This window comes from Puniceibacterium sediminis (assembly GCF_900188035.1).
GTDB lineage: Bacteria > Pseudomonadota > Alphaproteobacteria > Rhodobacterales > Rhodobacteraceae > Puniceibacterium > Puniceibacterium sediminis.
This window is the reverse complement of sequence record NZ_FZNN01000008.1, coordinates 31,002-56,975: the sequence shown is the minus strand read 5'-3', so window position 1 is coordinate 56,975 and position 25,974 is coordinate 31,002. Positions and strand designations below refer to the sequence as shown.

26 protein-coding genes and 1 tRNA gene are annotated in these 25,974 nt (G+C 61.2%); 12 read left to right on the top strand and 15 right to left on the bottom strand.

The annotated features are described in order from the left end of the window. Positions 1-18: 18 nt before the first annotated feature. Both CHB75_RS10305 and CHB75_RS10300 read right to left on the bottom strand, forming a co-directional pair. Complete coding sequence (locus CHB75_RS10305; RefSeq protein ID WP_089270473.1) at positions 19-1,203, bottom strand: ABC transporter substrate-binding protein; 1,185 nt, start codon at positions 1,201-1,203, stop codon at positions 19-21. A 164-nt stretch (positions 1,204-1,367) separates the two neighbouring features. After that, positions 1,368-2,198, bottom strand: a complete 831-nt coding sequence (locus tag CHB75_RS10300; protein ID WP_089270472.1) for an alpha/beta hydrolase — start codon at positions 2,196-2,198, stop codon at positions 1,368-1,370. A gap of 268 nt (positions 2,199-2,466) precedes the next feature. Between CHB75_RS10300 and CHB75_RS10295 the strand changes: the two genes are divergently transcribed. The 10 genes from CHB75_RS10295 to CHB75_RS10250 are packed head-to-tail and all read left to right on the top strand — an operon-like array spanning position 2,467 to position 11,744. Continuing rightward, a complete protein-coding gene (locus tag CHB75_RS10295; protein WP_089270471.1) occupies positions 2,467-4,755 on the top strand; it encodes a bifunctional salicylyl-CoA 5-hydroxylase/oxidoreductase in 2,289 nt (762 codons plus the stop codon). Continuing rightward, positions 4,752-5,495, top strand: coding sequence for an SDR family NAD(P)-dependent oxidoreductase (locus CHB75_RS10290; protein ID WP_089270470.1), 744 nt, complete (start codon positions 4,752-4,754; stop codon positions 5,493-5,495). The genes CHB75_RS10295 and CHB75_RS10290 overlap by 4 nt, the downstream gene beginning before the upstream one ends. Then, positions 5,492-5,962 (top strand): MarR family winged helix-turn-helix transcriptional regulator, encoded by a 471-nt coding sequence (locus CHB75_RS10285; RefSeq protein ID WP_089270469.1) that lies wholly within the window; start codon positions 5,492-5,494, stop codon positions 5,960-5,962. Before CHB75_RS10290 ends, CHB75_RS10285 begins: the two co-directional genes overlap by 4 nt. Further along, positions 5,959-6,759, top strand: coding sequence for an enoyl-CoA hydratase family protein (locus CHB75_RS10280; RefSeq protein ID WP_089270468.1), 801 nt, complete (start codon positions 5,959-5,961; stop codon positions 6,757-6,759). Before CHB75_RS10285 ends, CHB75_RS10280 begins: the two co-directional genes overlap by 4 nt. A 54-nt stretch (positions 6,760-6,813) precedes the next feature. Beyond that, positions 6,814-7,974, top strand: coding sequence for an acyl-CoA dehydrogenase family protein (locus CHB75_RS10275; RefSeq protein WP_089270467.1), 1,161 nt, complete (start codon positions 6,814-6,816; stop codon positions 7,972-7,974). After that, positions 7,971-8,789 (top strand): tryptophan 2,3-dioxygenase, encoded by an 819-nt coding sequence (locus tag CHB75_RS10270; protein WP_089270466.1) that lies wholly within the window; start codon positions 7,971-7,973, stop codon positions 8,787-8,789. The genes CHB75_RS10275 and CHB75_RS10270 overlap by 4 nt, the downstream gene beginning before the upstream one ends. A gap of 29 nt (positions 8,790-8,818) precedes the next feature. Then, positions 8,819-9,268, top strand: a complete 450-nt coding sequence (locus tag CHB75_RS10265) for a cupin domain-containing protein (RefSeq protein WP_089270465.1) — start codon at positions 8,819-8,821, stop codon at positions 9,266-9,268. Beyond that, complete coding sequence (locus CHB75_RS10260; protein ID WP_089270464.1) at positions 9,265-10,896, top strand: AMP-binding protein; 1,632 nt, start codon at positions 9,265-9,267, stop codon at positions 10,894-10,896. The genes CHB75_RS10265 and CHB75_RS10260 overlap by 4 nt, the downstream gene beginning before the upstream one ends. 45 nt (positions 10,897-10,941) lie before the next feature. After that, a complete protein-coding gene (locus CHB75_RS10255; protein ID WP_089270463.1) occupies positions 10,942-11,349 on the top strand; it encodes an acyl-CoA thioesterase in 408 nt (135 codons plus the stop codon). Then, entirely contained in the window at positions 11,346-11,744 is a 399-nt protein-coding gene (locus tag CHB75_RS10250) for a RidA family protein (protein WP_089270462.1), read from the top strand. The genes CHB75_RS10255 and CHB75_RS10250 overlap by 4 nt, the downstream gene beginning before the upstream one ends. 9 nt (positions 11,745-11,753) lie before the next feature. Here the strand turns inward: CHB75_RS10250 and CHB75_RS10245 are convergent, their stop codons facing one another. Continuing rightward, positions 11,754-12,311, bottom strand: a complete 558-nt coding sequence (locus tag CHB75_RS10245) for a hypothetical protein (RefSeq protein WP_245840880.1) — start codon at positions 12,309-12,311, stop codon at positions 11,754-11,756. A gap of 103 nt (positions 12,312-12,414) precedes the next feature. Here CHB75_RS10245 and CHB75_RS10240 point away from each other — a divergent pair, with 103 nt between their 5' ends. After that, entirely contained in the window at positions 12,415-13,800 is a 1,386-nt protein-coding gene (locus CHB75_RS10240; RefSeq protein ID WP_176439113.1) for an ATP-binding protein, read from the top strand. A 42-nt stretch (positions 13,801-13,842) separates the two neighbouring features. Here CHB75_RS10240 and CHB75_RS10235 read toward each other — a convergent pair. The 12 genes from CHB75_RS10235 to coxB form a co-directional block, all read right to left on the bottom strand. Continuing rightward, positions 13,843-13,919: transfer RNA gene (locus tag CHB75_RS10235), tRNA-Met, on the bottom strand. Between the two features lie 206 nt (positions 13,920-14,125). Continuing rightward, positions 14,126-15,547: an FAD-binding oxidoreductase gene (locus tag CHB75_RS10230; protein ID WP_089270459.1), complete on the bottom strand. Its 1,422-nt coding sequence runs from the start codon at positions 15,545-15,547 to the stop codon at positions 14,126-14,128. Positions 15,548-15,756: 209 nt separating this feature from the next. Next, positions 15,757-16,587 carry an MBL fold metallo-hydrolase gene (locus tag CHB75_RS10220; RefSeq protein WP_089270457.1) on the bottom strand — a complete coding sequence of 277 codons (831 nt, stop codon included), beginning with the start codon at positions 16,585-16,587 and terminating at the stop codon, positions 15,757-15,759. 90 nt (positions 16,588-16,677) lie between these two features. Beyond that, the gene (locus CHB75_RS10215; protein ID WP_089270456.1) at positions 16,678-17,262 is read right to left on the bottom strand and encodes a GNAT family N-acetyltransferase; all 585 of its coding nucleotides are present in this window, start codon (positions 17,260-17,262) and stop codon (positions 16,678-16,680) included. Next, a complete protein-coding gene (locus CHB75_RS10210; RefSeq protein ID WP_089270455.1) occupies positions 17,262-18,524 on the bottom strand; it encodes a M16 family metallopeptidase in 1,263 nt (420 codons plus the stop codon). Before CHB75_RS10210 ends, CHB75_RS10215 begins: the two co-directional genes overlap by 1 nt. Next, positions 18,521-19,909, bottom strand: a complete 1,389-nt coding sequence (gene thrC, locus CHB75_RS10205) for a threonine synthase (protein WP_089270454.1) — start codon at positions 19,907-19,909, stop codon at positions 18,521-18,523. Before thrC ends, CHB75_RS10210 begins: the two co-directional genes overlap by 4 nt. Further along, complete coding sequence (locus CHB75_RS10200) at positions 19,906-20,586, bottom strand: SURF1 family protein (protein ID WP_089270453.1); 681 nt, start codon at positions 20,584-20,586, stop codon at positions 19,906-19,908. Before CHB75_RS10200 ends, thrC begins: the two co-directional genes overlap by 4 nt. Positions 20,587-20,784: 198 nt before the next feature. After that, entirely contained in the window at positions 20,785-21,585 is an 801-nt protein-coding gene (locus tag CHB75_RS10195; protein ID WP_089270452.1) for a cytochrome c oxidase subunit 3, read from the bottom strand. A 25-nt stretch (positions 21,586-21,610) separates the two neighbouring features. Beyond that, positions 21,611-22,195: a cytochrome c oxidase assembly protein gene (locus CHB75_RS10190; protein WP_089270451.1), complete on the bottom strand. Its 585-nt coding sequence runs from the start codon at positions 22,193-22,195 to the stop codon at positions 21,611-21,613. After that, positions 22,195-22,368, bottom strand: coding sequence for a hypothetical protein (locus CHB75_RS21655; protein WP_176439112.1), 174 nt, complete (start codon positions 22,366-22,368; stop codon positions 22,195-22,197). Before CHB75_RS21655 ends, CHB75_RS10190 begins: the two co-directional genes overlap by 1 nt. Beyond that, the gene (gene cyoE, locus CHB75_RS10185) at positions 22,365-23,321 is read right to left on the bottom strand and encodes a heme o synthase (RefSeq protein ID WP_089270450.1); all 957 of its coding nucleotides are present in this window, start codon (positions 23,319-23,321) and stop codon (positions 22,365-22,367) included. The genes CHB75_RS21655 and cyoE overlap by 4 nt, the downstream gene beginning before the upstream one ends. A 104-nt stretch (positions 23,322-23,425) precedes the next feature. Beyond that, entirely contained in the window at positions 23,426-24,310 is an 885-nt protein-coding gene (gene coxB / locus CHB75_RS10180) for a cytochrome c oxidase subunit II (protein WP_089270449.1), read from the bottom strand. Between the two features lie 207 nt (positions 24,311-24,517). Here coxB and tldD point away from each other — a divergent pair, with 207 nt between their 5' ends. Continuing rightward, on the top strand, positions 24,518-25,939 hold the full coding sequence (gene tldD / locus CHB75_RS10175) for a metalloprotease TldD (protein WP_089270448.1): 1,422 nt from the start codon (positions 24,518-24,520) through the stop codon (positions 25,937-25,939). Positions 25,940-25,974 lie beyond the last annotated feature (35 nt).

The following is a 25,974-nucleotide window of genomic DNA, read 5'->3' as shown; positions in this document are numbered from 1 at the left end:
TAGATCGGGTCGTTCAGATCACATCGGGCACTGATCGGCGTAGTTGTCCTTGTAGTCGTCAAAGATCTTTTCCACGATTGCGGTCTGGAACTTGCCGTCTGCACGCTTTTCCGCCTTGACCAGATAGAAGTCCTGGATCGGGAAGTTGTTGTTGCCAAAGCTGAAATCACCGCGCGGGCTGGCGAAATCGGCCTTGTGAAGCGCCGCCTTCAGGGCCGCCCGGTCGGTCAGGTCACCGCCCACCGAATGCACTGCGGCATCGATCAGCTGAGCCGCATCATAGGCCTGCATCGCATAGGTGCCGGGCACGGCGTCATAGGCGGCAAGGTAGCCATCGACGAAGGCCTTGTTGGCGGCGTTGTCCAGATCGGGGGCCCAGTTCGCGCCGCCCATCAGGCCCAATGCTGCGTCCTGCGTCGCGGGCAGGGTGGTTTCGTCCACAGTGAAGGCCGACAGGAACGGGATCGAGGTCAGGCCCGCCTGGCTGTATTGTTTCACAAGGTTCACACCCATGCCGCCGGGCATGAAGGTGAACAGCGCGTCGGGCTGAAATGCCGCGATCTGTGCCAGTTCCGAGCTGAAATCAAGCTGCCCGAGTTCGGTGAACACCTCACCTGCGACGCCACCGGTGTAGGAATGTTTGAACCCGTTCAGGCTGTCCTTGCCGGCCTGATAGTTCGGCGCCATCAGGAAGACGTTCTGAAAGCCCTGCTGCTGGGCATAGGCACCCATGACTTCGTGGTTCTGGTCGTTCTGGTAGGAGGTGACAAAGAAATTCTCGTTGCACTCTGCGCCCGCATAGCTGGACGTGCCGGCGTTGGTCGAAATCAGGATCGTGCCGGTTTCGGTCACGGGCTTGTGGATCGCGCCAAGGATGTTGGAAAAGATCGGACCGACGACAAAATCTACCTGATCGCGGGCCACCAGTTCACGGGCCTTGTCGGCGGCGAGGTCGGGGCGCTGTTCATCGTCGATGATGATGATTTCAGTCGGCAGGCCGCCGATTTCCTTGATCTGGTTCACCGCCAGCAGAAAGCCGTCGCGCGCCTGCGTGCCAAGCGCCGCAGCCGGGCCGGACAGCGTGTAGACGAGGCCGATCTTCAGCACGCCATCGCTGGCAGAGGGCAATTCCTGCGCAGTGGCGGGCAGGGCGGCGGTCAGGGCGGCAAAGGTCGACGCCAGCAGTTTTGTCTTGGTTTTCATGAGGTAACTCCCGTTGTTGTCATGCTCAGCCGCCCGGTTGTTCGAGTCGGTATTGTTTGAGCACATATATTTTGAATTTCGATATTTAGGGCTTGAAGGTTATCGCCGGTCAAGTGAGTCCTTTGGTGTATTCCTTTTTCCCGATCAGCGTTCCGGCGAACGCCTCATTCTTCATCAGGATCGTTCAGGGCGGCCCGCGTCAAGGGTGAACCCCGGTCGGCCAGCCCATCGATGACGTTGAAATGGTGCCTGTCCGGTTCCGTCACGGCCCGCGTATCGCAGCCCAACCCGTACCAGACATTGGCCAACAGCTGCGTCTGGCGCAGGAATTCCTGACGTTCGCCACCGCCGACCCAGGCGGTCATCCGCACGCCCGGCAGGGGGCGCTGCAGGGCGGGGCTGGCGGCCGTGGCGCTGTGCATATCCATTTGCAGCGTCTCGTTCCGGTTTGTCTTTAGCAGGGGGCGCAAATCGTGCAGGCCCGAGATCGACACCACATGCCGCAGCCGTTTCTGTGTGGGCTTTGACAGGGGGGTGTCTTCGCACATCATTGCGGTGACCAGATGCCCGCCGGCTGAATGCCCCGACAGCACGATGGGACCCGCAACGGCACCCGCCGCATGATCGATCGCCGCGCCGATCATCGTGGTGATCTGCGCGATGCTGACCGTCGGGCAAAGGTCATAGGACGGGATTGCCACGGCCCAGCCGCTGTCGACTGCGCCCTTGGCGAGGTGTGACCAGTAGGATTTGTCGAGCGCGACCCAGTAGCCACCATGCACAAAGACGAACAATCCCTTTGGCGTGCCTTCGGGCAGGAACAGGTCGTATTTCGCGCGCTCGGAAGTGCCATAGGGGATGTCCAGCCGGTTGCGGCCCTGGTCGCGGAATTTTTGGGCAGGAGAGACCCAGACGCCCGGCCAGTCCGATCCGTTCGGAATGTTGCGCCCATTCTCATAGGCGTCGTCCCAGTCGGAGATCGTAAAGCCATTCATCGGATTTCCCTCTCGTATCCGTGCGTTGCCGCACCGTTGAAAAGCACCCTAGTCAGCCCGGCAGATGCCGTCCATGCTGCCTTTTTAAACCGCTGCCCTGCGCGGGCGTCGGCCTTGAAAAGCGGCTCTGGACGGGGCCGGTTGAGTCGACGCTAGGCAGATCCCAAAAGTATTTCAAGCTCAAAACATTTTTGCTTGAAATAAATTCGGCGCCGTCCTAGCGTTTGAGGAGGGGTGGCGGATCCACGCCACCAAAAGGGGGAACGCCATGCGCATTGCATGTCTCGGCGGAGGGCCCGCAGGCCTCTATTTCGCGATATCGCTCAAGCTGCGCCAGCCGGATGCCGAGGTGGTTCTGTTCGAGCGTAACCGCGCCGACGATACATTCGGCTGGGGGGTGGTTCTGTCGGACGAAACCCTTGACAACCTTGCGCAAAATGACCCCGTCAGTGCCGCGCAGATCCGCGCGCATTTCGCCTATTGGGATGATGTCGCGCTGGTGCATCAGGGGCAAAAAGTCGTCTCGACCGGGCACGGGTTCTGCGGCATCGGGCGCAAGCGCCTGCTGATGATCCTGCAGGATCGTGCCCGCGAGCTGGGCGTTGATCTGCGGTTTTCGACCGAGGTCGGGACCGCCGACGAATACATGGCCGACTACGATGTGGTGGTGGCCAGCGATGGGTTGAATTCCCGTACCCGCACTGCGTTCGAAGGGGCCTTTCAGCCCGATATCGACCTGCGCACCTGTCAGTTCGTCTGGCTCGGCACGCATCAGAAATTCGACGACGCCTTCACCTTCATCTTTGAGAAGACCGACAAGGGCTGGCTTTGGGCGCATGCCTATCAATTCGACGCTGACACCGCGACGTTCATCGTCGAATGTTCTCAGGCGACGTATGACGCCTATGGTTTCGCCGACATGTCCCAGCAGGACAGCATCGCGACCTGTCAGGAGATTTTCCGGGACCACCTTGGCGGCCATCCGCTGATGACCAACGCGGGCCATATCCGTGGCTCTGCCTGGATCCGCTTTCCGCGCGTGCTATGCCAGCACTGGAGCCACGGGAATGTTGTCCTTTTGGGGGACGCCGCGGCCACGGCGCATTTTTCCATCGGGTCGGGCACCAAGCTGGCGCTGGAATCGGCTATCGCCCTTGCCGAGAACCTGACCGCACAGCCTACGGTGCCCGAGGCGTTCAAGGCCTACGAAGACCAGCGCCAGCTAGAGGTTTTGCGCCTGCAATCGGCTGCGCGCAATTCGGTCGAATGGTTTGAGGATGTGGAACGCTACCTCGACCTCGACCCCATTCAGCTGAATTATTCGCTGCTGACGCGATCGCAGCGCATCAGCCATGAAAACCTGCGTGCCCGTGATCCGGTGTGGCTGGGCGCTGCCGAACGCTGGTTTCAGGAACAGGCCGGGGCGGCTGTCAGCGGCCCCGCCCGCGCGCCGATGTTCGCACCTTTCGCCTTGCGCGACATGCAGTTGAAGAACCGCGTCGTCGTATCGCCCATGGCCCAATACAAGGCCGTCGATGGCTGCCCCACCGATTGGCATCTGGTCCATTACGGCGAACGGGCAAAGGGTGGCGCGGGTCTTGTCTATACCGAAATGACATGCGTTTCGCCCGATGGGCGGATCACGCCGGGCTGTCCGGGGCTATATGCACCAGAGCACGAAACGGCGTGGAGGCGTCTGGTGGATTTTGTCCATGCCGAGACCGAGGCAAAGATCTGCTGTCAGATCGGCCATTCGGGGCGCAAGGGATCGACGCGCATCGGCTGGGAAGGGATGGATCAAAGGCTGGCGGCGGGCAACTGGCCGCTGATGTCGGCATCAGCCCTGCCATGGTCCGCGGACAACGATACGCCCCGCGAAATGACCCGGGATGACATGGACGCGGTGACGGCAGAGTTTGTGGCCGCAACGGAAATGGCGGACCGCGCCGGGTTTGACATGATCGAACTGCACGCGGCGCACGGCTATCTGATCTCGTCCTTCATCTCACCGCTATCGAACGTCCGCGACGACGCCTATGGCGGCAGTCTGGAAAACCGGATGCGTTATCCGTTGGAGGTTTTCGCCGCCATGCGTGCCGTCTGGCCCGAGGGCAAACCGATGTCGGTGCGCATTTCAGCCACGGATTGGAGCGACAAGGGTATTTCGCCCGAGGAGTCGGTCGAGATTGCGAAGATGTTCGCCAAGGCAGGGGCAGATATCGTCGATGTTTCGGCGGGCCAAACCTCGACCGAGGCGCGCCCGGTTTATGGCCGCATGTTCCAGACGCCGTTTTCGGACCGTATCCGGAATGAGACGGGCATTCCGACCATGGCCGTCGGCAATATATTCGAGGCGGATCACGTGAATTCGATCCTGATGGCGGGACGGGCCGATCTGGTCTGCCTCGCCCGTCCGCATCTGTCCGATCCCTATTGGTTGCTGCATGCCGCCACCGCGCTGGGGGACCGGCAGGAAAACTGGCCGCTGCCCTATCACCCCGGGCGGGATCAGGCATGGCGTCTGGCCGATCGCGATGCAGAGGTGACCCGGGCATGAGCATCGCGGGGAAACATGTTGTGATCAGCGGGGGCGGGACTGGCGTCGGCGCCGATATGGCCCGGCTGTTCGCCGCTGAGGGGGCCAAGATCACCATTCTGGGCCGCACCGAATCCACGCTTGCCGCACAGGGATTTCCCTATCAGGTCTGTGACGTGACGGATGCGGGGGCTGTTGTGGCAGCATTTGAAGCAGCACGCGCCGAACGCGGTCCGATTTCTGTCGTTGTTGGCAATGCCGGGGCCGCCGTCAGCAAACCGTTTTCCAAGATGTCTGCGCAAGATCTGGAATCCATGCTGTCCGTCAACGTGACTGGGGTGTTCAACGTTTGGCAGGCCGCGCTTGGCGATATGAAAGAGCTGGGCTGGGGCCGGATGATCGCAGTCGCTTCGACCGCCGGGCTCAAAGGCTACCCTTATGTGGCGGGCTACGTTGCGGCCAAGCACGGCGTCGTGGGATTGACCAAGGCACTGGCGCTGGAACTGGCAAAGACCGGCATCACCGTAAACGCGCTGTGCCCCGGATTCATCGAGACACCCATGCTGGAGCGGTCCGTTGAGAATATCGTCGAGAAAACCGGCAAGACGCGCGAAGAGGCCGTTGCCGACCTGACCAGAGGCAATCCGCAGAAACGCCTGATCCAGACGGATGAGGTGGCGGGTGCGGCGCTTTGGCTATGCTCTGACGCGGCGCGGTCGGTCAACGGGCATACGCTGTCCCTGTCGGGAGGAGAGATATGAGCACCCATCCCGAAGCTGTCGGTGGCACGGCCACCTCAAAGGCGCGGCTGCGGCTGTGGCTGCGGATGCTGAAAAGCGCGCGTGGAGTCGAGGCGGAGTTACGCGAACGGCTGCGCACCGAATTCGGATCGACCCTGCCACGGTTTGACGTGATGGCGGCGCTTGAGCGTTTCGAGGCGGGGCTGAAAATGTCGGCGCTGTCGGGGGTTTTGCGGGTGTCGAACGGCAATGTGACCGGCATCGTCGACAGGCTGGCCGAAGATGGGCTGGTGGTGCGGGTGCAGGTCCCCGGTGACAGGCGCGCGACGCTGGTGCGGCTGACCCGCAAAGGCCACGAGGAATTCGCCCGGCAGGCAGCGGCGCATGAGCGATGGATTGACGAATTGCTGGCGGATTTCAGCGTTGAGGACGCCACCGCGCTGGCAGCACGGTTCGATGAAGTGACGCACAGGGAGGACGGTGCATGAGAACGGACGTTCAGCATTTCCGCTGTCGGGTGAACGCGGATATCGCGCATGTGACGCTCGATAGGCCCGAACGCAAGAATCCCCTGACATTTGATAGCTACGCCGAGTTGCGCGACTGGTTCAGGGATCTGGCCTATGATGACACGGTCAAGGTTGTGATCTTTGGATCGAACGGCGGGAACTTCAGTTCGGGTGGGGATGTGCATGACATCATCGGGCCCCTGACCCGGATGAACATGAAAGAGCTTTTGGCGTTCACCCGTATGACCGGTGATCTGGTCAAGGCGATCCTGAACTGCGGCAAGCCGGTGATCGCGGCAGTGGACGGGATCTGCGTCGGGGCGGGGGCGATCATCGCAATGGCGTCGGACATGCGGCTGGCGACCCCGGAGGCGAAAACGGCGTTTCTGTTCACGCGGGTCGGGCTTGCCGGTTGCGACATGGGGGCCTGCGCGATCCTGCCGCGGATCATCGGACAGGGGCGGGCGGCAGAGTTGCTGTATTCCGGCAGGTCGATGTCGGCCGAAGAGGGCGAGCGCTGGGGATTCTTCAACCGTCTGGTCGAGGCGGGTGCCTTGGAGGATGAGGCACTGCAACTGGCGCAGCAGATCGCGGCGGGGCCGAACTTTGCGCATATGATGACCAAGACGATGCTGATGCAGGAATGGTCGATGGGGCTGGAGCAGGCCATCGAAGCCGAAGCGCAGGCGCAGGCGATCTGTATGCAGACGGGTGATTTCACAAGGGCGTATGAGGCATTCGTCGCCAAGGAACGCCCTGTTTTCGAGGGGGATTAGACATGTCTGCGTCGGGTTTGTGTATTTTTGATGTGAAAGAGTCGGGGGCAAGACGTGGCTGACAAGACATTCCTTGACTGGCCGTTTCTTGAGCCGCGTCACAAAGACTGGGCTATGGCGCTGGACGACTGGGCCGGGACCGCTTTGGCATCCGTCGATCATGGCGATACCGACACGGCCTGCCGATCCCTGGTAAAGGCGCTGGGCGAGGGCGGTTGGCTGTTGCCGACGGCGGTGGATCCGTCCGACCCGCGCCCGCTGGATGTGCGGACCCTGTGCCTCGCCCGCGAGACGCTGGCGCGGCATGACGGGCTGGCGGATTTTGTCTTTGCGATGCAGGGGCTGGGGACCGGGGCGGTGTCGCTGTTCGGCACGGCCGCGCAGCAGGCGGAATGGTTGCCTTTGACGCGCAGCGGCGCGGCGATCGCGGGATTTGCGCTGACCGAGCCGCAGTCAGGGTCTGACGTGGCGAATTCGACGATGACGGCGACGCGGGATGGCAGTGACTACGTTCTTGAGGGCGAAAAGACCTGGATCTCGAACGGTGGGATTGCGGATGTCTACACGGTTTTTGCCCGCACAGGCGAGGCTCCGGGGGCGAAGGGGCTGTCGGCCTTTCTGGTTCCCGCTGACACGCCGGGGCTGAACGTGGCCGAGCGGCTGGAGACCATCGCGCCGCATCCCCTGGCCAGATTATGGTTTGACGGCTGCCGGATTCCGGCCAGTGCCATGATCGGCGCGCCGGGGCAGGGGTTCCGGATTGCGATGTCGGTGCTGGATGTGTTCCGCACCACGGTGGCGGCGGCGGCTTTGGGTTTTGCGCGCCGTGCGCTGGACGAAACGCTGGCGCGGGTGCAGGCACGTCAGGTGCAGGGGGCGCCGCTGGCTGATTTGCAGATGGTGCAGGCGCATCTGGCCGAAATGGCGCTGCGGGTCGATGCAAGCGCGCTGCTTGTCTATCGCGCCGCCTGGGCCAAGGATATGGGCGCACCGAGGGTGACGCGCGAGGCGGCAATGGCCAAGCTGTACGCGACAGATGAAGCCCAAAAGGTGATCGACGCGGCGGTGCAACTGCACGGCGGTGACGGGGTGCGATCCGGGGCTGTGGTGGAGCGGTTGTACCGCGAGATACGGGCGCTGCGCATCTATGAGGGAGCGTCCGATGTCCAGAAGGTGATCATCGCCCGGGCTACGCTGGCGGAGGCCGGGGCATGAGCGATCATGGCGCCGAAACGGATTTTTCCGACAAGATGTCCTATGGGGATTATCTTGGGCTCGACAAGCTGCTGAACGCGCAGCGCCCGCTGTCGGACGCGCCGGACGAGTTGCTGTTCATCATCCAGCACCAGACATCCGAGCTTTGGATGAAACTGTTGCTGTCAGAACTGAATTCCGCGCGAAAGGCGATTGCGGCGGATCGGTTGGCCGAGGCGTTCAAGATGCTGGCCCGTGTGAGCCGGATCATGGAGCAGCTGAATTCGGCCTGGGATGTGCTGCGCACCATGACGCCGAGCGATTACACCACTTTCCGCGACCGTCTTGGGCGTTCGTCGGGGTTTCAGTCCCTGCAATATCGGTTGATCGAATTTGCCTTGGGCAACCGGAATACGGCGATGCTGAAGCCGCATGCGCATGATGAGATGGCGCTGGGATTGCTGAACGCGGAACTGGGGCGGCTGAGCCTGTATCAGGAAGTGCTGGCCTATGCGGGCCGACAGGGGTGGGACATGCCCGAAGCGCTGACCACCACGCCGTCACGGGCGCCGCACAGGGATGATCCGGCTGTCATGGCGCTGTGGACGCAGATTTATCGCGATACGACGGCACATTGGACGCTGTACGAACTGGCCGAAAAGCTGGTCGATCTTGAGGATTTCTTTCGCCGCTGGCGATTCAACCACGTGACCACGGTCGAGCGGGTGATCGGGTTCAAGCGCGGCACCGGCGGAACCGGCGGCGTTGACTACCTCAAGATGATGCTGGCGGTCGAGCTTTTCCCGGAACTTTGGCACGTCCGCACGGATCTATGATTTCAAACCCCTGAACAGGAGCACTGACCATGACCGAACTCGTTAAAGGCATTACCGAAAACGGCACCGGATATGACGGTGTGACATGGAATATCCTGGGCCAGACCTATTATCCCAAGGCGGTGGGCGAGACGACCTTTGCCTTTGAGGCGAATTCAGCGCCGGGCCAGTTTGTGCCGGTCCATATCCACACCACACAGGACGAATTCATTCTGGTGCAGGAAGGCGAGCTGGACCTGAAACTGGACGGTGTCTGGACCAAAGCGCGCGCCGGAGACCTTGTGCGTATGCCCAAGGGCATTCCGCACGGCTATTTTAACAAGTCCGACAAACCGGCCCGTGCGCTGTTCTGGGTGTCCCCGGCTGGCAAGCTGAAGGATCTTTTCGAGGCGTTGCACGAACTGACAGATGTTGCCCGTGTGGTTGAGCTGTCCGCACAGCACGAGGTTGATTTCCTGCCAGAAGAGGCCAATGCATGACACCGCTTGGACCCTCTGCCCATGTGGACAGCTTCACGCGGGATAACCTGCCCCCGCCCGATCTGTGGCCCGAGTTCAATCTGGACGGATTTGACTATCCCGAACGGCTGAATGCCGGGGTTGAGCTGACCGATGCGATGGTCGCCCGCGGATTTGGGGACCGCACCGCACTGATCGGCAACGGGCGGCGGCGCACCTACAAGGAGCTGGCCGACTGGACTAACCGGCTGGCCCATGTGCTGGTCGAGGATTTTGGCGTCAAGCCCGGCAACCGAGTGATGATCCGGTCGGCCAACAACCCGGCGATGGTGGCCTGCTGGCTGGCGGCGACGAAGGTCGGGGCGGTTGTCGTCAACACCATGCCGATGCTGCGCGCGGGGGAGTTGTCGGCCATCGTGGACAAGGCCGAAATCAGCCATGCCCTGTGTGACACAAGGCTGATGGACGAGTTGGCGACATGTGCCAAGGACAGTCGGTTCCTGACCACCGTTGTGGGCTTTGACGGTACCTCGAACCATGATGCCGAGCTGGACCGGCTCGCGCTGGAAAAATCGGTGCTGTTTGATGCGGTGCCAACGGGGCGGGACGACGTGGCGCTGCTGGGGTTCACGTCCGGGACGACCGGTTCACCCAAGGCGACGATGCATTTCCATCGCGATCTGATGATTATCGCCGACGGTTATGCGGCCGAGGTGCTGGGCGTCACACCCGAGGATATCTTTGTCGGCTCGCCACCGCTGGCCTTCACCTTTGGGCTGGGTGGCCTTGCTGTGTTTCCGCTGCGATTTGGGGCGGCGGCGACGTTGCTCGAAAACGCCTCGCCTGCGAACATGATCGAGATCATCCAGAAATATAAGGCGACGATCTGTTTCACCGCGCCGACCGCCTATCGCGTGATGCTGCAGGCGATGGAGGCGGGGGCTGATCTGTCGAGCCTTCGTGCCGCCGTGTCGGCGGGCGAGACGCTGCCTGCGCCGATTTATGAGGCCTGGATGGAAAAGACGGGCAAGCCGATGCTGGACGGGATCGGCGCGACCGAGATGTTGCACATCTTCGTTTCGAACCGCTTTGACGATCACAAGCCCGCCTGTACCGGCAAGCCCGTTCGCGGGTACGAGGCAAAAGTCATTGACGGTGACGGGCAGGAGGTGCCGCGTGGCACAGTCGGACGCCTGGCAGTGCGCGGGCCGACAGGATGCCGTTATCTGGCAGATGACCGGCAAAGGGGCTATGTGCTGGATGGCTGGAACATCACCGGAGATGCGTTTTCCATGGACGATGACGGATATCTGCACTTTGCCGCACGCAACGACGACATGATCGTGTCGTCCGGATACAACATCGCCGGACCCGAGGTTGAGGCGGCGCTGCTGGCCCATACGGCCGTGTCGGAATGTGCGGTGATCGGGGTGCCGGATGAGGCGCGCGGAATGATCGTGCAGGCGCATGTCGTGCTGGCCCAAGGCCACGCGCCGGACGACGTGATGGTCAAGGCTTTGCAGGACCATGTGAAGGCGGTGATCGCGCCGTTCAAATACCCCCGTTCGGTCAGGTTCTGTGATGCGCTGCCCAAGACGCAGACCGGCAAGATCCAGCGCTTTGCCCTGAAACCCACAGCCGATGCATAAGACGCGCAACCCATCCGTCTGGCCGCGCGTCGGGACAGAACCCGTATGACATTCCATTTTACCCAGAAGGTGCTGTTCAAGCATTGCGACCCGGCGGGGATCGTCTTTTACCCCCGTTATTTCGAGATGATCAACGACTGTGTCGAGGCCTTCTTTGACACGGCTCTTGGTTGGCCGTTCGAAGAGGTGCACAAGACCGGCGCCATCCCCACGGCTGAAATCTCGGCGACCTTCCGGCGGGTGTCGCGGCACGGTGACATGTTGAATTTCGCGCTGAGCAATTCTGCGCCGGGACGTACGTCGCTGGGTCTTGCCTTTGCGGTGACATGCGGCGATGAGCTGCGCTTTGAGGTCCGCTCGACTATTGTGAATGTCGATGAAGCGGGCAAACCCCTGCCGTGGCCGGACATGATCCGCACCAAACTGACGACTGACACCGGAGTATCCAGATGACCCACCGTATCATTCACCCCGAAGGCTGGAAGCCGGCCAAGGGCTATGCCAACGGAATGCTGGGGGCGGACGGAACCCTGTATGTCGCGGGGCAGATCGGCTGGACCGGCGATCAGGTGTTCGAGGCAAAGGATTTCATCGGCCAGATGGAACAGGCCCTGCGCAACATCCTGGCCGTTGTGGAAGCGGCTGGCGGCACGGCGGCGGATATTCTGCGTATGACCTGGTTCGTGACGGACAAGAGCACCTATCTGGCGCATCAGGCCGAGATCGGGAAGACCTATCAGGCAGTGCTGGGGCGTCACTTTCCGGCAATGACGATGGTGGTGGTGCTGGCGCTGGTCGAGGATGAGGCCCTGCTGGAGATCGAGGCCACGGCGTTCATTCAGGGCTGACCGCAGGTACTAGAGCGGTGCCGGGTTCAGCCCCGCGCGCTTTTCACGTTTGTAATCCCAAACCTTCTGGCGGGGGCGCCATTTGTACGCGGTATCCTGCACGGGCGGCCCCCAGTACAGCGCGCCACCGTAGCGCCATGGGTCGAGGATCAGCCCGTCGTACATGTCGTCACCCGCAGCGCTGATCACGACCGAGCTGTGTTCAATGCGGAGCGTGACATCGGCATTGGCAATGGCATGGTGCAGATCCAGCGTCTGGAAATCCTCCTGACGCAGGCGGGACGCCATGTCATGCGCCCAGTGCCAGCACAGCCCGCGCGGACGCAGACCGGCGTTGACCTTCATGTTGTGGATAATCGGCGGGTCGGTGATTTCGTATTCGATTGCCAGCCTGCGTGGATAGGTGACTGCGATGCGCGCGGCACGACTGGCCTCGGACGGGTCTACATTGGGTCCCAGGGAAAGGATGGCGCGGGAAAGTTCTGCAATCTTGACGTCATCGGGGGTGTTCTTCATCGCGGTACCCCCGGCACAGCCACTGATCATCAGCGCGCCCAGCAGGGACACGAGACATGCAATTCTTCTGACGATCATTCTGGCCTATCGGGGATTTGCTACGGTTTTTCGCGACGTCTGGAGCGGTCCGCAGCGATTATATTTGATCCCGTATATGATGAAAAGCAGATGGCGCAGACACTCGGACAAGGTTGAGATCATCGCCCGGGCGGCGATGCTAATCTTTGCGATGATCTTTACCACCGAGTCGGCCGCGATTTATTTTGCGCATCTGACCAATATGTCGGAACGCCGCGCCCAACGGGCCGACAACATGCTGCGCGAAAGCGAGAGGTCGCGCCAGGCCACGGAACTGGCCGTCATTCGCGCCCAGAAAGTCGAAGCCTTGGGCAACCTGGTCGGCGGGGTGGCGCATGATTTCAACAACACGCTGACGGTCATCCTGGGAAATCTCGAACTTATCGAAGAGGATGAGGACGAGAATCAATGCGCCATCTACGTCAAAGAAGCCATAATCGCGTCGAACCATGCGGCGCAGCTGACCCGGCAACTGTTGGCCTATGGCCGCAAGTCGCGGCTCGAGCCGCTGCCAAGTGTGCTGGACGATCTGATCGAGACAACATTGTCGATGTTCCGCAGGGTGTCCCCGGCAAACATTTCGGTGTCCACCGCGCTGTCCGCGCCGCATGCCACTGTTCTGGTGGATGTGGCGAACATGCAGCAGGCTCTTTTGAATATTCTGATCAACGCGCGCGACGCGCAGCCGGAAGGTGGCGCGATCCACATCCATTCAGAGGTGGGGCAGCTGTCGCACGAAACTGTCGTGGGTTTCAATGACGGCGAGCGTTTGCCGGATGGTCTCTATGTGACCATTGCCGTATGCGACAAGGGCCCGGGGATGCCGCCGGAAACGCTAGCCCGTGCCGCCGAGCCGTTCTTTACCACCAAGGACGTTGGCGAAGGATCGGGCCTGGGGCTGTCTGTCGTAGCCGGTTTTTGCCGTCAGTCGGGGGGCGGGCTGAAATTGTCGAGCCAACCGGGCGGCGGGCTGAAGGTGATGATGGCATTTCCGGTGATCCAGGTAGAGCCAAAATCGGATACCATCCCGGAGCCGATCAGCCGTCCCGACGCGTTCGAGGGCGGCGACATCCTGATTGTCGATGATGAGCTGCAGGTGACGCGTGTTCTTGCCCGTCAGCTTGAATTTGATGGCCACCGTGTACGCGTCGCTTTGAATGCGGAACAGGCCCTCTCCATTCTTGCCGGTGAGCAGCTACCGGATCTGGTGCTTTCGGATCTGGTGATGCCGGGCGAGATGCAGGGAAACGCATTGGCGAAGGTCATCGCAGAACTCTACCCGTCGATCCGTATCATCCTGATGTCAGGGTATGAATCCGGCCAGGGGCGCGGGAACCTGGGGCTGATACGCGACGTCCCGTTCCTGCAGAAACCCATTGATCGGACTTTGTTGCGCGCCACTGTGCAGCAGGCATTGTGCCAAGCGGGTCCGTCCGCCCCTGTGGAACCTGTCGAGGGATAGCGGCGCGTTGGATACGTGAATAGTGAGTTCTAAAGGGGATTGTGGTGGCGTGGGGGAGACTTGAACTCCCGACCTATCGATTATGAGTCGATCGCTCTAACCAACTGAGCTACCGCGCCGTACCGTGCGGCTGGGTACGAAAGCTGGCGGGTGCCGTCAAGCGGAAATTCCAGAGACAGTGCAACAGAATCGTTTCGAACCGTAGCGTTATGCTGCAATCGCAAAAGCTGAGACATCTCCGGCTGTCTCTTGTCCATTCCGTATCCCGCAATGGTTGCGCGCGACGCTGCCGTACCCATCCATTGCGGATTGCCGCCTCGTGGCGTCACACGGTGCGCAGGACGGCGCCGGGGTTCATGATGCCGGACGGGTCAAGCGCCGCCTTGATCGCGCGCATGGCGCTAAGCTTGGCCGGATCGCCGTAGCGTTCCAGATCGCCGACCTTGAGCCGCCCGATGCCATGTTCGGCGCTGACAGATCCGCCCATCTCGTGACAGAGGTCATGAAGGGTGCGCTTGATTTCATCCCGCTGATTATCGTGGTCGGCGCGATTCCGACCGGGTGCGGAAAAGATGTTGTAGTGCAGGTTGCCGTCGCCCATATGGCCGAAACAGTTGATCCGGAAATCGCCAAGGGCGCCGATCACCTCGTAGCCTTTGGCAATAAAGTCGGGGATCGCACTCAGCGGGACCGAAATGTCGTGGCTCGACACGGCGCCGATCATCCGGTTCGCTTCGGGGGTACGCTCGCGCACCTGCCAGAAATCGTCAGCCTGAGCCTCTGATTGGGCGATCAGACCGTCCGACACCAGCCCGGCCTCCAACGCTTCGCCGAACAAGGTCTCGAGCGCCTCGGAAGGGTCCAGACCGCGCGCAAGACCGACATCGATAAGCACCATCCATTCCGGTCGTTCAGCAAAGGGTTGGCGTACTTCGGGCACCTTTTCGGCAAGGAAATCGAGCCCCATGCGGCTCATGAGTTCGAACGCAGAGACGCCTTCGCCCATCTGGCTGCGGGCCATGGAGAGAAGTTTCAGCGCGGCGGTGGGGCTTTCGACCACCATCAGCGCCGTGCCGCGCCCCGCCGGGATAGGTGAGAGTTTCAACGCGGCAGCAGTGATGACGCCCAGCGTGCCTTCCGCCCCGATCAGCAGGTGGCGCAGGTCATAGCCGGTGTTGTCCTTGCGCAGCCGTTTGAGGCCGTGCCAGATCTGCCCGTCGGGCAGCACCGCCTCCAGCCCCAGAACCAGATCGCGGGTGTTTCCGTAGCGCAGCACATTCACGCCACCCGCGTTGGTCCCAAGCAATCCGCCAATCCGCGCCGATCCTTCGGACGCAAGCGACAGGGGAAACAGCCGGTCCACATCGGCAGCGGCAGTCTGAACATCGGCAAGGATCACGCCAGCTTCGGCAATCAAGACATTCTCTTCGGTAAAAACCCCGCGAATCGCGTTCATCCGTTCCAGCGACAGGATCAGCGGCTCGGGCATCCCTTGCGGTGCGATTTGCCCGCCAACCAACCCAGTGCCGCCACCATAGGGAATGACACCGACCTGGGCAGCGTTACAGGCCCTGAGGATCGTCGCGACCTCTTCGGCGGTGCGGGGCAGGGCGAGGTGACGTGAGGTGCCCGTCCAGCGGCCACGCGGCTCTTCCAGATAACGCGGTTCAGTTGCGCGCAGGGTATCGGCGGGCAGCTGTGCGGCAAGGTCGGCGGCAAAGGCGTCGTCTGCGGCGGCGAGTGTCATAGGCATCTCCAAAGTGTCGGGTCTGTACCGTGACTTAGCCTGTCGGGGCAGGGAACCAAAGAGGACAGTTGCCTATCAGGGTCAAGAACCAGTTCCGCAAGGATACTTGCTGCTTCATCAGGCCCGAAATACCTGCGCCAGAGACAAAAATGTCGGTCGAGACATCGGTGAGGTTGATCACATGCGAATATTTCGGGGTGTGATGATCGTCATTCGCCATCGCTCAGCCATTGTGGTTGCAGCACTATCACGGTCGGGCGCGTGGGCAGATCGCGCAGGGACACCTCAAGGCTGCTTTCGCGGCGACGGTCGATGGCAAAGACATCGGAAACGCCGCTCAGAAAGGATTCCAGTGCATTGACCGAAAACCAGTGCATCGGAATGACAACGCTGGATTTCAGCCGCTCCACGACGCGGATCATCGTGGGCAGATCCAGTGTAAGGCCACCGTCGACAGGCACCATCACCACGTCCAAACGCCCCAACGCGGCATATTGTTGGCCGTTGGGTTCGTGGTGCAAATGGCCGAGGTGGCCGATGCAGAGGCCTTCAACCTCGAACACAAAGATAGAATTGCCTTTGTCCTCGCGTCCGCCGAATTGTGATCGAATATCGGTAGATACATTCCGGACCAGCATCTCGTCCAGATCAAGGTGGTGTTCGATGCCTATCCCGAACGGCCCCCAGCCGGGCAGGGCATGGGGGATTGCAGGGTCAGGATATGCGGTCCAGTGGGTGTCATGGGCATGGTTCATCGTCACAACGTCGGGGACCAGGGTGGTGTTACCGATATAGCCGGTGAAATCCGTCACCGCATTCAGCCCGCCGGGGGTCTGAATCAGAAAAGAGGCATGAGAGATATAGCTGATCCGTACCGAATATTCCGGCACCGGGTCCTGAAAGCTGGCGTTGTGAAGGAATTCCATCCCCGGAGCGGCATCGGCAATCGCGATGCAATGGCTGGGGCGGCGGATTTCCTGTGCGCTGAGTGTGCCCGCACATAGCAAAAGAGTGATCAGAGATGGGAATATTTGGGCCATTGCGAGGTACCTCCTGTATGACAGGATAACGCAACAGGCCCATACGTCAGCCCACAAAGCCGTGGGGCAGGTTTTTCGCAGTTTAGGAGTTCAGCCGGCCTGGGTGCGCCCGCGCCGGTCCATTCGCAGCGCAGCGTACAGCACATGGGTCCGCCAGCGCCCGTTGATCTGCAGATAGCTCTGCGCCACGCCCTCATATTTGAACCCCGAACGTTCCAGCAGCCCGCGCGAGGCGACATTCTCGGGCAGGCAGGCTGCCTCGATCCGGCTGAGATCGAGACGTTCATAGGCGTGGTGCACCATCGCTTCGATCGCTTCGGCCATATACCCCAGCCGCGCATAGGGTTGGCCGATCCAATAGCCCAGTGTCCCGGCCTGCGCGGGGCCACGCCGCAGGTTGTCGAGCGTGATCGCCCCCAGCAGCACGTCATCTTCGCGCCGAAAAAGGAACAGAGGAACAGCCGAACCGTTGGTGATGGACCGCTGTGCCCAATAGACCCGGTTGGTAAAAGCCTTGCGGCTCAGGTGGTCCTGCGCCCAGCTCGGCTCCCACGGGGTGAGAAATTCCTCGCTGGCCTGGCGCAGGGCCGCCCAGCCGTTGTAATCCGCATGTTGGGGCGGGCGCAGCGTCAGACGCTCGGTCTCGATCCGCAGCTTGCGCCGCCCCAGCAGCATCAGGCGACCCGTCTGGCCTGCAGATCGGCCAGGGTGGGGGCCTTCTTGACCGGACCATACAGCGCCAGCGCCGCCGGGGCCTTGCCGATCAGTTGTTCGGCAAAGGCCTTTACGTCGCCGGTGGTGACGGCATCGATCCGCGCCACGGTTTCCTCGATTGGCGGTACCTTGCCCCAGATCTGGATCATCCGCGCCAGACGCTCGGCGCGGCTTGATGGGCTTTCCAGACCCATCAGCAGCCCGGCCTTCATCTGGGCGCGGGCGCGGGCGACCTCTTCCGGGGTCATGTCGCTGGCGGCGCGCTTCATTTCATCGATGGTGATGTTTGCCAGATCGCCCACCTCGTCCGCGCTGGTGCCGGCATAGACCGTGATCATGCCAGTGTCGTCATAGGCACCGGACTGGGCAAAGATCGTGTAGCAGAGACCACGTTTTTCACGCACCTCCTGAAACAGGCGGCTCGACATGCCGCCGCCAAGGGCGATGGAATAGACCTGACCGGTGTAAAAGCCATCGTCGCGGTAACCGGGCGACTCAAAGGCCAGTGCAAAGTGTGCCTGTTCCAGCTTCTTCTGGCGGCGCGCCTCACCGCCGGAGAAGCGGGCAACATCGGCACGGTCCGCATCGCGCGGCACCATATGGGAAAACAGCTTTTCCGCCTGCGCGACCAACGTGTCGTGATCCACGGCACCTGCAGCCGCCAGGATCATCTGATCGGGGCCGTAATGTTCTTTGACGAACCCGGCCAGATCGTCGCGGTCAAAGGCGTTCACATTCGCCGCCTCGCCCAGGATCGTGCGGCCGATGGGCTGATCCGGATAGGCCTTTTCCTGAAGCCAGTCGAAAATCACATCGTCGGGCGTGTCCAGCGCCTGACCGATTTCCTGCAGGATGACATGCCGTTCCGTCTCGATTTCCTTGGGGTCGAACACCGGGTTCATCAGGATGTCCGCGATCACATCAAGGCCAAGCGCCACATCTGCCGCCAGCACCCGCGCGTAAAAGGCGGTAACCTCGCGGCTGGTATAGGCGTTGATATAGCCGCCAACGTCTTCGATGGCCTCGGCTATCTGCAGGGCGCTGCGGGTCTTGGTGCCCTTGAACGCCATATGTTCAAGAAAGTGTGCGATGCCGTTCTGCTCGGGTCGTTCATGCCGCCCGCCGGCCGTGACCCAAACGCCGATCGAGGCGGATTGCAGCCCCGGCATATGTTCGGTCACGATGCGAAAGCCATTGGGAAGGGTGGTAAATTGCACAGTCACGAGGGGATGCGCTCCTTGATCAGGGTTTGCAGTTCGGCAAGGTCGTTCGCGGCGCGGGTCACACGCTCGGGTCGGTCATAGAGGTCTGCCATGCGGTCGGGAAGGGGGGGGCGGATGCCGCTCGCCTTCTCGACAGCGTCGGGGAATTTCGCCGGATGCGCGGTGGCAAGGGTGATCATCGGCACCGATTTGTCGCGCTGCGCCTCGGCGACGCGGACGCCCACGGCGGAATGCGGGCACAGCAGTTCGCCCATGGTATCCTTGGCGTCGCGGATTGTGGCCAGCGTTTCCTCTTCGCTGACGCGGCCGGAATCGAAATGTTCGCGCAGGGCCTGCAGCGCGCCCTGGCTGACGTTAAAGCCACCGGCCTTGAGCTCGTCCATCAGCTGAGCCACCGCAGCACCATCGCGCCCGTAGGCGTCGAAAAGCGCGCGCTCGAAATTCGAACTGACCTGAATGTCCATCGACGGGCTGATGGACGGGGTGACCGTGTCTGTCAGATAGCCGCCGGTGGACAGGCAGCGGTGCAGGATATCGTTCTGGTTCGTCGCCACCACCAGCCGGTCGATGGGCAGGCCCATCTTCTTGGCGATGTAGCCGGCAAAGATGTCGCCGAAGTTGCCCGTTGGCACCGTGAAGCTGACCTTGCGGTCCGGCGCGCCAAGGCTGACGGCGGAGGAGAAGAAATAGACCACCTGTGCCAGAACCCGGGCCCAGTTGATGCTGTTCACCCCGGCCAGACGCACCCCGTCGCGGAATTCGAAATCGTTGAACATGTCCTTGAGCCGGGCCTGACAGTCGTCGAAATGCCCGTCCATGGCGATGGCATGGACGTTGGATTCAACAGGTGTGGTCATCTGGCGGCGCTGCACTTCGGACACCCGACCATGGGGGTAGAGGATAAAGACATCGACGGCATCGAGCCCGCGAAACGCCTCGATCGCCGCAGAACCAGTATCGCCAGAGGTCGCACCGACGATGGTCACACGCTCTCCGCGCCGGGTCAGCGCCTCTTCGAACAGCTGGCCGATCAGCTGCATCGCGAAATCCTTGAACGCCAGCGTCGGGCCGTGGAACAGCTCCAGCAGGAAATGCCCCGGGGCCAGCTGCACCAGCGGTGCGCGCGCGCCGTGGCCGAACCCGGCGTAGGCCTTGGCGATCAGATCGGCAAAGACCTCATCCGTGAAGCCGTCGCCAACAAAGGGGCGCATCACCCGGAACGCCACCTCTTCATAGGGCAGGCCGTGCAAGGCGCGGATGTCAGCCGCCGACATTTGCGGAATGCTGTCGGGCACATAAAGGCCGCCGTCACGGGCCAGCCCGCTCAGCATGGCGTCTTCAAAGGACAGGGCAGGGGCGCGGCCCCGGGTCGAGATATATTTCATCGCTCGTCTCTTTTCGGATTCTGTTGCCGCCAGATATAGCCAGTGGTCATGATCAACCAGACCAGCGCAAGCGCGAACCAGGTGATCGCATACTGCAAATGATCGTTGGGGATGCCACTGGCGTTCAATGGCAAAGGCGTCACGCCAGGATCAGCGGGCGTCACATCGCTTGCTATGATCAGCAGCGGTTCGGTTTTCAGGACCTCGGCCATCTGGGTGATATCGCGCGCAAACCAGATGTTGCCGACCATATCATTTTCGGGAGTCGAGGAGTTGCGGTCATCCGGCCAATGCAGGTTGCCTTGAACCTCGGCCGTGCCTCCGGGGCGATCCAGCGCGACATCCTCGACCGGAATAAACCCACGGTCCAGAAGCACCCGACGCCCCCCGGTCACAAAAGGGGATATCACCCGATAGCCGGCGCCGACCTGTTTGACCGAAACCAGAACATGCAGTTCATCGGGGATGATTTCGCCAGGCAGGTCAACAGGCTGATATTTATTGGCCTCTGGATCGACCGATGTCGGCAGGGGCAGAGGCTCACCTCCGATGCGGCTTTCGATCTGGGTAAGGATCCCTTGCTTCCATTCAAGGCGCTGCAGCTGCCACCGGCCAAGGCCCACCAGAATGGCGGCACCGATCAGGCCGAACAGTAGCGGGGCGATGATGCGTTTCACGAAATCTCAGACCTTTCGTCGCTGCACTTGTAAGGCCGACTTATCCTGCCTCGCCCGACGTCTTCAACCGCAATACAGCCTGCCAACGCAAGTGATGGCGTTTCATTGGGTCAAATACATGCCGGTATACGGGGCAGGGTGCCGAAAAGCGAAACGCCCGCCAGAAGCGGGCGTTTGACTAAATTAAGTCTGAAAACCTCAGCCGCCCCAGACGTAGACCGCAGCGAAGAGGAAGAGCCAGACCACGTCAACGAAGTGCCAGTACCAGGCGGCCGCTTCAAACCCGATATGTTTTTCGGGGGTGAAGTGACCCTTCATCAGGCGCAGCAGGCAGATGAACAGGAAGATCGTTCCGATGACCACATGCACACCATGAAAGCCGGTCGCCATGAAGAAGTTGGCGCCATAGATGTTGCCGGAAAAGCCAAAGGCCGCATGGCTGTATTCGTAGACCTGAAAGAAGGTAAAGAGTACGCCCAGAACGATAGCGATGATCAAGCCGTTCTTCATGTCCTTGCGGTTGTTTTCATGCACCAGCGCGTGGTGCGCCCATGTCGCTGCCGCACCCGAGCACAGCAGGATGAGCGTGTTGATCAGCGGCAGGTGCCACGCATCAAAGGTCTCGATCCCGGCGGGGGGCCAGACGCCATCAATTGCGGGGCTGTCCGGACCCATCGGGTAAAGCGCATGTTTGAAGAAAGACCAGAACCAAGCGAAGAAGAACATCACTTCGGACATGATGAACAGGATAAAGCCGTACTTGAGGCCAATCATAACCACAGGCGTGTGATCCCCGATTTGGCTTTCGGTCACAACCTCGGACCACCATCCGAACATTGTGTAAAGAACAGCAATCAGGCCGATCAGGAACATCCATGGACCATGATCGTGGAACATCAGAACCGCCCCAAAGAGCATGACAAATCCGGCTGCCGCGCCGATCAGTGGCCAGGCAGAGGGGCTCAGAATATGGTAGTCGTGATTTTTTGCATGCGCCATTTGGGTTCCCTCGTTGTGGAAGGCGTTAGTTTACGTTTGTTGTCTTGTTTTGTCCTGCATCCCAAGAGGCCTGAACCTCTTCGGGCAGGTCAATCTGGTAGAAGGTATAGGACAGAGTGATCTGATGGATGTACTTGGCATCGCGATCATCGACAATCGCCGGATCGACGAAAAAGTTCACCGGCATCTGCACACGTTCGCCCGGCATCAGCACCTGCTCGGTAAAGCAGAAGCACTGGATCTTGTTGAAATAACCGCCAGCCTCATAGGGTGTGACGTTGTAGGCTGCCTGACCGGCGATGGGGTGGTCGGTGGGGTTGTACGCCTCGTAAAAGGCCAGGCCGTCCTCGCCGATGTTCAACTCCATCGTGCGGACCACGGGCTTGAATTCCCACGGCATGGCACTGTCCACGGTACCGTCGAATCGGATCGTGATCTTGCGATCCAGCACCTGATTGCTTCCCGCCGAAGCGACTTGCGTCACGCCGCCAAAGCCGGTGACCTTGCAGAACCAGTTGTAGAACGGCACCGATGCCCAGGCGAGCGCGCCCATCGTGAGAACCACACCGACCAACGCTGTCAGGGTTCTGGTTTTCGGGTCCGTCGCCATTACTGCGTCGCCTCTGTCGCTGTGGGGGCACGCGGCGGTTCGTAATCGCCGCGTGACACCTTGACGATGGTCAGGCCAAAGATGATCGCGATGAACGCGCCCAGCGTCAGACCCAGACCAAGGTTGCGGCTAAACCGGCGGGTGTGAATTTCGTGAAGTGGGTTCAAGCTCATGTCCAGCCCCCCATGCCCATGCGTGTCAGCACCGCTTCGATCAGGATCGCGCCAAAATGCGCGAAAAGGTAAAGCAGCGACAGCTTAAAGAACTTCTTTTCGACGCTGAAGTTGTCAGTTTCGGACACGTCTTCGTCCCGGCGCCAGATATCATAGGCACCCTTCACGAAGAGTGCGTTCAGCACCAGGGCCACGACCAGATAGACCGGTCCGCCGACGCTGGTGAATGCCGTGGCGATGGCCAGAACGGCCAGCAGAAGCGTATAAACCAGGATATGGTTGCGAGCCGAGCGGCGCCCATGCGTCACTGTCAGCATAGGCACTCCGGCATGGTCGTAGTCCTTGCGGATGAACAGGGCCAGCGCCCAGAAATGCGGCGGGGTCCACATGAAAGTCAGGCAGAACATCAGCACCGATTCTACGCTGATTCCGCCGGTCGCCACGGCCCAGCCGATCATCGGGGGGAATGCACCTGCGGCACCGCCAATCACGATGTTCTGGGGCGTCCAGCGCTTGAGCCACATGGTGTAGATGACGACATAAAAGAAGATTGTGAAAGCCAGCAGGCCCGCGGCGAACCAGTTCGATGCGAGGCCAAGAAACACGACGGAAAACGCAGAAAGCGTGAGGCCAAACGCCAGCGCTTCGTCCCCGGTGACTTTGCCGGCGGGGATGGGGCGGCGCGCCGTGCGTTTCATCACCGCATCGATATCCGCGTCCCACCACATGTTGAGCGCGCCCGAGGCGCCACCGCCCACGGCAATGAAGAGAATCGCGCAGAAGGCCACGAAGGGATGCACCGGCACAGGTGCCGCCAGCAGACCGACAGCGGCGGTAAAGACCACAAGCGTCATCACACGGGGTTTGAGCAGGGCGAAAAAGTCGCCGAACTGCGCCTCGCCTTCAAAACCCTGGCCCGTGAACTCGGGGCTGTTGATGCTCACATCGCTCATGCGGTGTCTTCCTTGCTGATCTTGTCTGCTTGGTGTCCCGAACCGAAAGCGGGCGAGGACTGAAAACGGGGCAGGGCACCCAGTGGCGCCCTGCCTGATGTCGCTTAGTTGGCCAGAGCCACGTCGTAGCCGGTGGGCGTTCCGGCATATTCCTCGATCGCGCCCTGCAGCCATTCGTCATAGGCGTCCTGACTGACCACCTTGACGGTGATGGGCATGTAGGCATGGCTCAGGCCGCACAGTTCAGAGCACTGGCCAAAGTAGATGCCTTCCTGCTCAGGCTTGAACCACAGTTCCGCCAGACGACCGGGTACGGCGTCCTGCTTTACGCCAAAGGCCGGAATGGTCCAGGAGTGGATCACATCGCCGCCGGTCAGCTGCATGACGATTGTCTTGCCCACAGGCACAACGACGGCGGTGTCGGTGGCAAGCAGCCAGTCGTCCTTGGTATAGCCCGCATCGATCAGCTGCTGTTCGACTTCGGGGGTAAAGCGGTTGTCGCCACCGGTGGCGGGCGAACCGATCAGGTAGCTGTCGAAGGCGAAATCATTGTCGACGTATTCATAACCCCAATACCACTGGTATCCGGTCACCTTGATCGTGATGTCGGCTGTGGGAATTTCCTGCTGCTTGAACAGCACGGGCAGGGAGAAGGCACCGATGAACACCAGGATGACGATCGGGACGATGGTCCAGGCGATTTCGATCGGCGTGTGGTGGGTGAATGCAGACGGTGTCGGGTTGGCCTTCCGGTTGTAACGGACCATGCAGTAAATCATCAGGCCGGTCACAAAGATCACGATGGCGATCATGATGATGTTGATCATGCCGTCCAGCCAGTGAATGTCACGCGCCAGTTCGGTTACGGCGGGCTGAAAGCCCATCATACCGTCCTTGGGGTGGCCAACAGTCTCAAGCCCGTCCTGAGCCAGTGCCGGTCCGGCGGTGAGGGCAGCGGCAAGACCCGCCAGCATCGTTTTAATTCGCATGTGTCACCCTGATCGGTTGTGTGTCTTCATCTGTCGCGGGCGGGGCGCGCGGGCCGATGTTTGGCATCGAACCGGCACACCCCATTGTGTTGTCGATGCTTAAAACCATATTCTTGCGTGTAGATAAAGAATGTTGCTTGCGGCAAACAGACGCTTTCTCTGATTTGCGCTCTGGCTGCGACAGTGAACACCATACAGGAATGTCCCATGACCGACGCCCCCTTTCGCCCATTCGAGACTGCGCTGGACCAGCAAAACACCCTGTCCCAGTTGCGCAATACGCTTGCGGGGGCCGATGATGGCGAGTTGTTTCTGGAACGCAGCCGGTCCGAAGTGCTGGTCTTCGACGATGGTCGTATCAAGACGGCCAGTTACGACGCATCTGAAGGATTCGGCCTGCGCGCGGTGCGCGGAGAGGTGGCGGGATACGCGCATTCGACCGATATCAGCGAATCTTCGATTCTGCGCGCCTCTGAAACGGCGCGGCTTGCGGTGGGCGATGGCGGTGGCATCCTTGCCGACGCACCGCAGCGCACCAACGCCAAGCTTTATACCGATGCCGATCCGATCGCGGGCCATGCCTTTCCTGTCAAAGTCGAAACACTGCGCGAGATAGATGCTTTTGCCCGTGAACTTGATCAACGCGTCGTGCAGGTGACGGCGACCATTGCTGCGTCGCTTCAAGAAGTTGCGATTTTACGCGCCGACGGCACGCTGGTGACCGACACGCGCCCAATGACGCGCGTAAACGTTTCGGTCATCGTCGAAGATCAGGGACGGCGCGAAAGCGGCACCTCGGGTGGCGGCGGGCGGCTGTTGCTGGACGGGCTGCTCGATCCCGCCGACTGGCAGGCCAAGGCGCGCGAGGCGTTGCGCATCGCCCTTGTGAACCTGCGCGCCGAATCGGCACCTGCGGGCGTGATGGATATTGTGCTTGGCCCGGGCTGGCCCGGTATCCTGCTGCACGAAGCGGTGGGGCACGGGCTTGAGGGCGATTTCAATCGCAAGGGCAGTTCTGCCTTTGCAGGTCTAATGGGCCGGCAGGTGGCGTCACGCGGGGTGACTGTTCTGGACGATGGCACCATCCCGGATCGGCGCGGATCAATCACTGTCGATGACGAAGGCACACCCAGCGGCAAGAACGTGTTGATCGAAGACGGCATTCTGGTCGGTTTCATGCAGGACCGGCAGAATGCGCGGCTGATGGGCGTGGCACCCACGGGCAACGGACGGCGCGAATCCTATGCGCACACGCCCATGCCACGGATGACCAATACCTATATGCTGGGCGGCGATGCCGATCCCGCCGACATTGTCGCAGACCTGAAGGACGGGATTTATGCGGTCGGTTTCGGCGGCGGGCAGGTGGACATCACCAACGGCAAGTTCGTCTTTTCCTGCACCGAGGCATACAGGGTCAAAAACGGTAAGGTCGGCGCACCGGTTAAAGGCGCGACGCTGATCGGTGACGGTGCCACGGCGCTTCAACAAATCCGCGCCTTGGGCAATGACATGGCGCTGGATCCGGGAATGGGTAACTGTGGCAAGCAGGGCCAGTGGGTGCCGGTTGGCGTGGGGCAGCCGACGGTTATGATCGGCGGGCTGACCGTGGGCGGGGCGCAGAACTGAGGCTGGCGCGCGGGTAACATTTGGGGGAAGGGACG